The sequence below is a fragment of the Pseudarthrobacter sp. efr-133-R2A-89 genome (assembly GCF_030209315.1).
In the GTDB taxonomy this organism is placed as follows: Bacteria; Actinomycetota; Actinomycetes; order Actinomycetales; family Micrococcaceae; genus Arthrobacter.
In genome coordinates, this window is the sequence record NZ_JARVSE010000013.1 from 220,787 (window position 1) to 230,919 (window position 10,133).

The window sequence follows — 10,133 nt, forward strand, 5'->3', positions numbered from 1 at the left end:
ACCTTCCTACGGTTGAAACCACGCCTTTGGTCTGCAGTTGTAGCGACCATCCGAAACTTCGAAGAGACCATAGAAAGTTTCTTGGGATCGTGTGGAAAGCAAGGCCACCCCTGGCTGGTGCAATGCCGGGTGGTCCGGCACCATCACGGCAACGGCTTCAGGGCAACTACTTCACGGCAACGACTTCACTGCAACGACGGAGAGAACATGCGGACGTACAAAGTGGCCATCGTGGGCACCGGGGGGATCGCCGCGGTCCACGCGGACAACCTGGCACGGACAGGCGGGCGCGCCGAGCTCGTGGCAGCCTGCGACGTGGACCAGGGCCGGCTGGACTCCTTTGCGGAGAAGCACGGCATTCCCGGCACCTACCTCACGGTGGCCGAACTGCTCGCGGGGGCCCAGCCGGACATCGTGCACCTGTGCACGCCGCCCATGCTGCACATCGACCAAGCCATCGAATGCCTCGAGGCCGGGGTTCACGTGCTCTCGGAGAAGCCCCCGGCACTGAGCCTGGCGGACTTTGACCGGCTGGAGAAAGCCCAGGCCAAAGGCGGCGCCCAGTTCTCCTGCGTGTTCCAGCACCGGTTTGGGGATGCCGCCGCGGCCGCCCGGGAACTGATCGGGGGCGCCGGGTTCGGCCGCCCGCTGGTGGCCCGCTGCGATACCCTCTGGTACCGGCCGGACAGCTACTGGGACCTGCCCTGGCGCGGCACGTGGAACGCCGAGGGCGGCGGCCCCACCATGGGCCACGGCATCCACCAATTCGATCTCCTCCTGCACCTGCTGGGACCATGGGAGGAAGTCACTGCGATAGCAGGCCGGCAGGCACGTGCCACGTCCACCGAAGACCTGTCCGCCGCGCTGGTCCGGTTCCGCAACGGCGCCGTGGCCACCATCGTCAACTCCCTGCTCTCGCCCAGGGAAACCTCGGACATCCGGATCGACTGCGAGTTCGCCACCGTGGAACTGAGCCACCTTTACGGCTACGCCACGGACAACTGGACCGTTACCGGCGCGCCAGGCCACGAAGACCAGGTCCGCACCGAATGGCACAGCCGGCCGCTGGAACGCGGCAGCGGACACTCCGCCCAGTTCCTGGCCATGTACCAAGCGCTCGACGCCGGGCTTCCGCTGCCCGCCGGCGCGGACTCCGCCCGGCAGACCCTTGAGCTCGCTGCCGCGATCTACGCCTCCGCCTTTACCGGCAGGGCCGTCCGCCGCGGCGAGATTGTCCCCGGCCGCCCCTTCTACGGCGGGATGGACGGAGACGGGCTGGGCACCGCCGTCCTGGATGCCACCGCCCTCAACGAAACAGCTTTCGACGCCGCCCGCGCCTGACACCCCATACCCCCCAAGGAGCCTCCCGCCATGCCCACCACCCCTTCAGCCGTCCACACTGCCCGGCTGGATGTCACCGACGACGGCGCAGCCCTCACCTTCACCGCCGACGGCAAGCCCATCGCCACCTACACCTACCGGCCCACGGACCCCCAATACGAGAGCCCCCGCCCGTTCTTCCATCCGCTCACCACCCTGGGCGGAGACGACGTGACCATTTCACGGCCCTGGGACCACGTCTGGCACAAGGGCCTTTCCTGGGCGCTCCCGAACGTGGGCAGCCACAACTTCTGGGGCGGCGCCACCTACACACGCGCCACCGAGTACGCCAACCTGGACAACAACGGCGCCATGACCCACACCTCCTTCACCGGGATCGAGCACTCCGGCGCAGGGATCACCGCATCGGAATCCCTCACCTGGACCTCGCAGGACGGTGACCCGGTCGTAGCGGAGGACCGCCGGTTCAGCGTCCAGTTGCTGGCGGACAGCGGTGACGGCGACGAATCCGGGGGTGCCTACGCCATCCTCTTCGAAACCCGAATGGACAACATCTCCGGGGCGGAGATCCGGATCGGCAGCCCCACCACGGAAGGCCGCCACAACGCAGGCTACGGCGGTCTCTTCTGGCGCGGCCCGCGGTCCTTTACCGGCGGCGAATTCCGTAACCAGGACGGCGCCGGAACCGACGAATTCATGGGCACCCGCTCGCCATGGATCGCTTTTGCCGGCAAGCACGACGTCAGTTGCCGGTCCTCCACCGTTGCCTTCGTGGAAGACGGGTCGAACCCCGGCGCTCCCAACCAGTGGTTCGCGCGGTCCTCCATGTTCGCCTGCCTGGGTTCGGCACCCTTCTTCAGCGAAGAGGTCCCGCTCCCGGCAGGCGAACCGCTGACCTACCGCTATGCGGTGGTAATCGCCGACGGCGGGGTGGACCACGGCCGTGCCGCGGCGCTGGCGGCGGCCGCGCAAACCGCCCTCGGCAACTGGGCCTGAGTATGGGCTCAACGTTCCCGGGTGCCACCGGACTGTCCGAGATCAGCATTTACGACTGGCCGGGGGCGGACGGCGCCGCCGGCGGATCGCCGCACCTGCACACCGCCTCCACCGAGGCGTATGTGGTGTTGGCGGGAGCCGGCCGGCTGGAGACCCTTGATTCACGAGGGTTCACCACCACTGCGCTGGTGCCCGGGGCGGTTCTCTGGTTCACCCCCGGCACGGTCCACCGCGCCATCAACGATTCGGGGGACCTGAAGATCCTGGTGGTCATGCAAAACGCAGGGCTGCCCGAACACGGGGACGCCGTGATGACCTTTCCGCCGGAGCACCTCACCGACCCGGCCGCTTACCGCCTCGCAGCGGCCCTGAAACACACGGACGCCGACGCGGGACTGGCCGCAGCGGAGGAAGCCGCGCGCCGTCGTCGTGACCTGGCGCTGGAAGGCTACCTGGCGCTCAAGGACGCTGTCCTCGAATCCGGGCCGGCGGCGCTGGCAGGTTTCCACGCCGCGGCCGCCCGGCTGGCGTCCACCAGGGCCGGAGCCTGGGCCGGGCTTCTGGCCGCCGGCGCAGCCCGGCAGGCCGAAGTCACGCGGCAGCAACTGGTTTCCTTGGACACGGCGGAAAGTATCTATCTGGCGAACGCGCGAACTACGATGGGAAAACGGGAAAACCGCAGGATTTACGGCATGTGCGGCCGGATTCAGGCGTGGGAACTTTCCGATAACTAACCCCGGGCGCGTGACCCGGGTGAAAGGTGGTTTCCATGGTGAGCAAACAGGACACCGGGCGCGCGACGATCAGCGAGATTGCCCGCGAGGCCGGCGTATCCGTTCCCACCGTGTCCAAGGTGCTGAACGGGCATGCCCACGTGGCCGCGGAAACCCGGGCGCGGGTGGAGGAAATCATCGCCCGCCGCGATTATGCGCGCCGCCCGGCCAAACGCCGGCAGAAGGCCGGCCTGGTGGACCTGGTGTTTCCCGGCCTGGGCTCGGAATGGGCCCTGGAGATCATCGAAGGCGTGGAGCGGGTGGCGCAGGACGCCGGATACGGAACCGTGGTGAGCAGCCTGAGCCTGGACGGGTCCCGGATCCGGCCGTGGCTGGCAAACCTCGCGGAGCGTAAATCCGACGGCCTGCTGATGGCCGTGTACCAGCTGGACGCCAAACAGATCCAGCGGGTGAAATCGTTGGGGATCCCGGTGGTCCTGATCGATCCCGTGGGCCAGCCCGGACCGGACCTGATGACGGTGGGCGCAGCCAACTGGGAGGGCGGCTACTCAGCCACGGAACACCTGCTCAAGCTGGGGCACAAACGGATCGCCATGATCGGCGGACGCGAGGACCTGCAATGCAGCAGCGCCCGCGAGGACGGCTACATTTCCGCGCTGCGCCGGGCCGGCATTGCGCTGGACCCGGCCCTGATGGTGCCGGGCAACTTTTCCATCGAGGCCGGCGAGGCGGCCACGCGCAAGCTCCTGCAACTGCCGGACAGGCCGACGGCGATCTTCACCGGAAACGACGACCAGGCACTGGGCGCCTACCGTGCGGCGCGCTCTGCCGGGCTGCACATCCCGGATGACCTGTCCATCATTGGATTCGACGACATCCCGGCCGCCGAGTGGGTTGAGCCGGGCCTCACGACCATCCGGCAGCCGGTGGTGCAGATGGCGGAGACCGCCATGCGTGCCCTGCTCCGGCACCTGGACGGCGACGAGGAACTGCCGCAAAGGATCGAGCTGGGCACCGAACTGGTGGTCCGCGGATCCACGGCGGCCCCGCCAACACACTGATCCGGTGCCGGCCTTGATTAGGCTGGAGCGATGGATTATGTACTTCGCCGGGCCACCCCGGAGGATGCCGAGGCCATCGTCTTGATGCATACTGCCGCGCACGAGGAAAGCTACGGACACCTGCTCTCGCCCGGATTCTTTGCTGAACGGCGGCGCTCCATCCCGGAACGCGTGGCCCGGCGCCGGCCGTACCTTGACGTTCCCCACCCGCGGATCGTCGCCGAGGAAGCCAGCGGTGAGATTGTGGGCCTTGCCGACGCCGGCCCGCCGCGCCAGGAAGACAGCCCGTTCGCGCTGGAGCTGTACTCGATTTTCGTCCTGGCCCGGGCACAGGGGAGTGGACTGGGGACGGCGCTCCTGGAGGCCGCCCTGGGCGATTCGCCCGCTTATTTGTGGGTGCTGGAGGAGAACGTCAAGGCACAGTCCTTCTACCTCCGCCAGGGTTTTGCATTCGACGGCGGCCGCGGCAACCTGCCTCCGGAGTGGGAAAGCGTGCCGGAACTGCGGATGGTCCGGGACCGGCCGGCCAGCTAGCCGGCATTGTGGGCGTCGCGGACGGCCGGCGGGGTTTGTCCCTGCATGACCCAGCGGTTGCCGTCGGGGTCGCTGAAGTAGGCGAACAGGACGCCACCCAGGTCCTGGATTTCGCTGATCTCCGCGCCGCGTTGCACTAGTTCATCGCGGACGGCCGGAAGGTCCGGAACCACCAGCTGCAGGCCTTCCAAACTGCCCGGCGCCATGGCGGTCATGCCGGTTCCGATCACTACCGAGGCGGCAGAACCTGGCGGCGTCAGCTGGACAACGCGCATGCCGGGAATGTGCTCCACGTCGTGGTCCAGCACAAAGGCCAGCTGTTCTGTGTAGAACGCCTTTGATTTGTCGACGTCGGACACCGGGACCTGGACCACTTCAAGGCGCATCTGCATGCGGGCAACTCTACCTTTGCCCATGGCAGCGGGGAATGGGTGTTCGGCGCGGGTTCAGTCGCCTTGCAGGTGGCATTGTGACGAGCGGACGGGCCGCTTCCTCAAGGTTCCCTCAAGACTGGCTGAATGTTGGCCGAGTATTCACGGAGCCGACAAATCCGCACGTCACAGGGCCGTAGGCTCAGCGGCATCGAGCTTTGCAGGGCTTAGCAGAAGGCCCTGCAAAAAAGGGGTGCCGACTTGCTCGGCGTCCTCATCATTGGGGAAGAATGTCCGATTACGAGACCCTCTTGGGGGCTGCTCAATCCGCGCCGGCGCCGAAGCTGCCGCGGAATCCACGCGCTTCGACGTTTGTCGCCGGAGTTATGACCGCGTGTTTCATGGTGTTGGGCGCACTCAGCGGCGGTCTCGGAGGCGCCCTCATTTTCCTGGGCATCTCCGTCGCGCTGACTGGTCTTTATGTCGTGCTCACCGGAAGGCGCTCCTGGGCCTGGTTGCCGGCGAAACGCAAGGCCGGCGGCGTCGCGATCGCTGCGTCCCTCGCCCTCCTCATCAGTGGTGCCGTGGTGCTGCCCCGCGTCACCTCCGCGGACCTTGAGGCCGCCTCCGCGGAAAGCAGGGCTACGGGCACGGCCGCGACAGCGAGCCTGGCCGCGCCAGCCGTGGCGGCGCCGTCGTCCACTCCCATTCCTGCGCCCACGACTGTGGAAACCGGCGAGTCGCTGGAGCCGGACGCTCCCAAGGCCGTGGCTGCGGGCGTCACCGTGGCAGCGCCCAACACGCAGCCCGACTACGCGACCAAGGCGATCGACCTGCTCGCAACGCTTGCGGTCAAGGGCCGCGTGCCGAAGACGGGCTATGACCGGGCGCAATTCGGCCATACATGGGCGGACGTGGACCGGAACGGTTGCGATACCCGCAATGACATCCTCAAACGGGACCTCACCGGTATCACGTTCACCAACAATGTGCCCTGCAAGGTGCAGTCGGGCACCCTCGCCGATCCGTACACCGGCACCACCATCAGTTTCCTGCGCGGCGCGGCGACGGGCACCGCCGTGCAGATCGACCATGTGGTGGCATTGAGCGATGCCTGGCAGAAGGGGGCCCAGCAGCTGACTGCCGGGCAGCGGACGGCATTCGCAAATGATCCGCTGAACCTGCAGGCGACCGACGGGCCCACCAACCAGCAAAAGGGCGACGGCGACGCCGCCACCTGGCTGCCGCCCAACAAAGGGTTCCGGTGCGAGTATGTGGCCCGGCAAATCTCCGTGAAGGCCACGTACGGGTTATGGGTGACCCAGGCCGAGCACGACGCGATGGCACGGATCCTGGGCGACTGCACCGGGCAGCTGGCGCCGACCAACCAGCAGGCGCCGCCGCCCGTCGCTGCCGAGACGGCACCTGCTGTCGCTGCGCCGGCCCCGGCTCCTGCTCCGGGTGCCCCGGCTCCGGTTGCCCCCGCTCCTGCTCCTGCTGCGCCCGCTCCAGCTCCTGCTGCTGTTTATTACGCCAACTGCACTGCGGCGAGGGCCGCAGGAGCGGCGCCGATCTACGCGGGCCAGGCCGGATACCGGCCGGCGCTGGACCGCGACTCCGACGGCATCGCCTGCGAGTAGGGCTCTTGCCCGGGATTCGCCGGGCCCTCTTTCCACCATCACCATCACACGCATTCCTAGGGGGAATCATGAAAGAAAACATCGGGCCTGCCGCCGGCAGGTTGAAGAAGACGCTGGCCTTGGCCGTGCTGACCGGGCTTATGTTGACCGGCTGCGGCGGCGGCAAGCAGGCGGCGGTGGAGCCGGCCTCGGCGGCATCGGCGACTGCCACGGTGGAAGCATCCGTCACGGTCCCGGGAGTTGTAGGGCTCACCCTGGACAAGGCGACGGACCAACTGGAACAGCTTGGCTTCAAGGTTGACGCGAAAGACACCATCGATGGCAAAGCCCTCGGCACGACGAAGAACTGGCAGGTGCTGACCCAGGACCCTTCCAACGGAGCCCAGGCAGCAAAGGGTTCCACGGTGCACCTTGGCGTGAAATCCCTGGAAAAGATCGCCGCTGAAAAGGCTGCGGCCGAGAAGGCTGCAGCTGACAAGGCAGCTGCAGACGCCGCCGCGAAGGCCGCTGCCGACAAAGCCGCGGCTGATCAAGCAGCTGCTGCCAAAGCGGCAGCGGACAAGGCGGCAGCTGATCAAGCTGCTGCAGCCAAAGCGGCAGCAGACCAAGCTGCCGCTGCCGCGGCTCAGCAGGCAGCCCAGGCTCCGGCGCCTGCTCCTGCGGCCGTTCCTGCTGCGCCGGCGCCGGCGGCGTACTACGCGAACTGTACAGCCGCGAAAGCGGCCGGTGCGGCCCCGCTGTACAGGGGGCAGGCAGGGTACAGGTCGGCTCTGGACCGCGACGGCGACGGAGTTGCCTGCGAGCGATAGAACCGCGGGCAGGACTGGGGCGAGCCGTGGAAACTTCCTCGCGGAGGTTTCCACGGCATTCCTATTTTCGGTCAGGGACTGGCCACCTGCCACCTCCGGAAAGCCCGCGACGTGGATGCCGTTAAGCGCCGGCGTCCAAGTTGCGCGACCGGGCACCAACCTCCGCCCCGGATTGGGACTCGTGCGCTGCCTTCGCGGCGGGCGGGCGCCGGGAAACGAGCACCGGACCCTTGGCATGGTGGAGGACGGCATGCGCCGTCGAACCGATGCTTCCCTTGATCACTCCATGGCCTTTGGTCCCGACGACTGTGAGGCGCGCGCCCTGGGCTGGTGCAGGATGGCGCGGGGTACTGAGGTGTCGGTCAGGAGCAGCTGTTCGACCGTAAGGCCCGGTGACAACTCCTGCGCCTTGGCGACAACCGAGACCAGTAAGGCCTCGGCCGCGGCTTCGGGGTCGACAGGGTCCCGGACAAGCCGGTACCCGGCCGGAACCGTCCGGACGTGGATGATGACCAGCCGTGCTCCCGCCGAGGCGGCCGCGGTGCAGGCTTCCTCAAGTGCCGCAGGGGACCCGGAGTCATCAACGGCCACCACCACTGGGCCGTCAGGGTCTCCTCCGGGTTTGATCACAGCCACGGGACACGATGCGGTGGCCGCCATCTCAAGGCTGACGGAGCCGATGAGCAGGCCCATGAATCCTCCGAGTCCGCGGCTGCCGAGGACCAGCATTTCCTGGCCGGCGGACATCCTGGGCAGATTGGCGTTGGGGCTCCCGGACAACAGACTGGTCAGGACTTCCACGTCCGGGGCGGCCCGCCGCGCGTGATCGGCGCCCTCCTGCATTGTCTTTTCCGCGGCGTGCTGGAGCCCGCTGTCCTTGATGCCGGGGACTGGACCGAGGTTCTTCGTCAGCAGTGGCCACAGGGTGCAATGCACCAGATGCAGCGGAACCTTGCGCCGGGACGCCTCCCTCGCAGCCCACCGGACCGCCAGTGCAGCCGGCTCCGAGCCGTCGTAGCCCACCACGATGGCTTTGGTTTTCACAATGCCCCCATCCTCCAGTCCCGGCAGCCACGGCGTCGTGGAATGCCCGGTTCAATTTTCGTCCGCCGAGTCTGGGGCAAGCCAGGGGCCAATGTCCCTCGACGGACAGCATTATTTGCGCTGGCGGCCCTGCACGAACCCCCACTGCCGGCGGCCAGGTGCGGGAAACAGCCGTGGATGCCTACCGCCGGTTTACGTTAGAATTGACCTATCAAGGGGAGTACTCCCGTCTGTGACTGGCCCGTCAATACGGATGCAGCGAAGCATCCCGGGCCGTCGGCTCCGGATCCGTCCGGGCGGAGAAGACCTTGGCGTATCAGTCAACGCCAACCCTTGGAGTACCCAAATGCAGGTAACACCACTGATCTGGATCATCACCCTTGCTGTGACAGTCCTCTTCTTCGTTTACGAGTTCTTCGCGCACGTGCGCAAACCCCATGAGCCTTCCATCGGCGAATCGGCGCGTTGGTCGGCCTTCTATATCGGGCTGGCCCTGCTGTTCGGAGTTGGCGTCGGAATGGTGTCCGGTTGGTCCTACGGCGGCGAGTACTTCGCCGGGTACCTCACCGAAAAGGCACTCTCGATCGACAACTTGTTCGTCTTCCTGATTGTGATGAGCGGGTTCGCTGTCCCGAAGAAGTACCAGCAGAAAGTGCTGATGATCGGCATCGTTATCGCGTTGATTCTTCGGGGCGGTTTCATCGCCATCGGCGCCGGCCTGATCGAGAACTTCTCTTGGATTTTCTACATCTTCGGTGCGCTGCTGCTCTTCCTCGCCTACAAGCAGGCTTTCGGCAGCCACGAATCCAACCCTGCTGACGGCAAGTTCATGCAACTGGTGCGCCGCGTCCTGCCTGTCGCTGACGAGTACCACGGCGACAAGCTCACGGTGAAGCAAGGCGGCAAACGGTTCTATACCCCCATGATGCTGACCATCATTGCCATTGGCTTTGTGGACCTGATCTTTGCCGTTGACTCCATCCCGGCCATTTATGGGCTCACCAACGAGGCGTACATTGTCTTCACCGCCAACGCCTTCGCCCTGATGGGCCTGCGCCAGCTGTTCTTCCTGATCGGCGGCCTGCTGGAACGCCTGGTGTACCTGGCCCAGGGCCTGGCCGTCATCCTCGCCTTCATCGGCGTGAAGCTTGTCTTCCACGCACTGCACGTGAACGAACTGGCTTTCATCAACGGCGGCCAGCCGCTCTTGTGGATCCCTGAGATCCCCATCTGGTTCTCACTGCTGTTCATCGGTGCCACCATCGCAGTTGCCACGGTGGCCAGCCTCCTGAAGACCCGGGGTGACGGCGAAAAGAACGACCGCCACACGGTGGAAGGCGGCACCGTTGCTGCTGCCTCCGGGGACCAGCGGGAAACGGATCAGCAGTCCGACGACGACCTGAGCCCCACCGCCCGGGCACCAAAATAACCACTGTGAGCCACTGCATAGCGGGCAGCTCCGGCCGGTAGAGAGGCTGGGGAGTGCCGACGGCCCCTGGAATCCTTGTATTTGCAAGGATTTTGGGGGCCGTTGGCCTTCCTTGAGGGTGGATTTGCGGTGGGGTTGGTGGGCGTGTATTGTTTTCTGAGTCGCCGCCGCTGA

The 10,133-nt window shown here is 66.5% G+C and carries 11 protein-coding genes; 8 read left to right on the forward strand and 3 right to left on the reverse strand.

Going from position 1 to position 10,133, the window contains the following annotated elements:
- The first annotated feature begins 207 nt into the window (after nucleotides 1–207).
- Genes QRM95_RS20255 through QRM95_RS20275 form a run of 5 tightly spaced genes read left to right on the forward strand, consistent with a single transcriptional unit; the run spans nucleotide 208 to nucleotide 4,666 of the window.
- On the forward strand, nucleotides 208–1,341 hold the full coding sequence (locus tag QRM95_RS20255; RefSeq protein WP_285249207.1) for a Gfo/Idh/MocA family protein: 1,134 nt from the start codon (nucleotides 208–210) through the stop codon (nucleotides 1,339–1,341).
- Nucleotides 1,342–1,371: 30 nt separating this feature from the next.
- A complete protein-coding gene (locus tag QRM95_RS20260; RefSeq protein ID WP_285249208.1) occupies nucleotides 1,372–2,337 on the forward strand; it encodes a DUF6807 domain-containing protein in 966 nt (321 codons plus the stop codon).
- A gap of 2 nt (nucleotides 2,338–2,339) precedes the next feature.
- Nucleotides 2,340–3,071 (forward strand): cupin domain-containing protein, encoded by a 732-nt coding sequence (locus QRM95_RS20265; protein ID WP_285249209.1) that lies wholly within the window; start codon nucleotides 2,340–2,342, stop codon nucleotides 3,069–3,071.
- 35 nt (nucleotides 3,072–3,106) lie between these two features.
- Complete coding sequence (locus tag QRM95_RS20270; RefSeq protein ID WP_285249210.1) at nucleotides 3,107–4,132, forward strand: LacI family DNA-binding transcriptional regulator; 1,026 nt, start codon at nucleotides 3,107–3,109, stop codon at nucleotides 4,130–4,132.
- Nucleotides 4,133–4,162: 30 nt separating this feature from the next.
- Nucleotides 4,163–4,666, forward strand: coding sequence for a GNAT family N-acetyltransferase (locus tag QRM95_RS20275; RefSeq protein WP_285249211.1), 504 nt, complete (start codon nucleotides 4,163–4,165; stop codon nucleotides 4,664–4,666).
- On the opposite strand, the gene QRM95_RS20280 is transcribed toward QRM95_RS20275, so the two are convergent.
- On the reverse strand, nucleotides 4,663–5,058 hold the full coding sequence (locus QRM95_RS20280; protein ID WP_285249212.1) for a VOC family protein: 396 nt from the start codon (nucleotides 5,056–5,058) through the stop codon (nucleotides 4,663–4,665). The two genes, QRM95_RS20275 and QRM95_RS20280, sit on opposite strands and share 4 nt — an antisense overlap.
- A gap of 365 nt (nucleotides 5,059–5,423) precedes the next feature.
- On the opposite strand from QRM95_RS20280, the gene QRM95_RS20285 reads away from it, so the two are divergent.
- Nucleotides 5,424–6,677 (forward strand): GmrSD restriction endonuclease domain-containing protein, encoded by a 1,254-nt coding sequence (locus QRM95_RS20285; protein ID WP_350223896.1) that lies wholly within the window; start codon nucleotides 5,424–5,426, stop codon nucleotides 6,675–6,677.
- A 68-nt stretch (nucleotides 6,678–6,745) separates the two neighbouring features.
- A complete protein-coding gene (locus QRM95_RS20290) occupies nucleotides 6,746–7,486 on the forward strand; it encodes an excalibur calcium-binding domain-containing protein (protein ID WP_285249214.1) in 741 nt (246 codons plus the stop codon).
- 121 nt (nucleotides 7,487–7,607) lie between these two features.
- On the opposite strand, the gene QRM95_RS20295 is transcribed toward QRM95_RS20290, so the two are convergent.
- Complete coding sequence (locus QRM95_RS20295) at nucleotides 7,608–7,769, reverse strand: hypothetical protein (protein ID WP_285249215.1); 162 nt, start codon at nucleotides 7,767–7,769, stop codon at nucleotides 7,608–7,610.
- Complete coding sequence (locus QRM95_RS20300) at nucleotides 7,766–8,530, reverse strand: universal stress protein (protein ID WP_285249216.1); 765 nt, start codon at nucleotides 8,528–8,530, stop codon at nucleotides 7,766–7,768. Before QRM95_RS20300 ends, QRM95_RS20295 begins: the two co-directional genes overlap by 4 nt.
- A 346-nt stretch (nucleotides 8,531–8,876) precedes the next feature.
- On the opposite strand from QRM95_RS20300, the gene QRM95_RS20305 reads away from it, so the two are divergent.
- Nucleotides 8,877–9,959, forward strand: coding sequence for a TerC family protein (locus tag QRM95_RS20305; RefSeq protein ID WP_285249217.1), 1,083 nt, complete (start codon nucleotides 8,877–8,879; stop codon nucleotides 9,957–9,959).
- The last annotated feature ends 174 nt before the right edge of the window (nucleotides 9,960–10,133 follow it).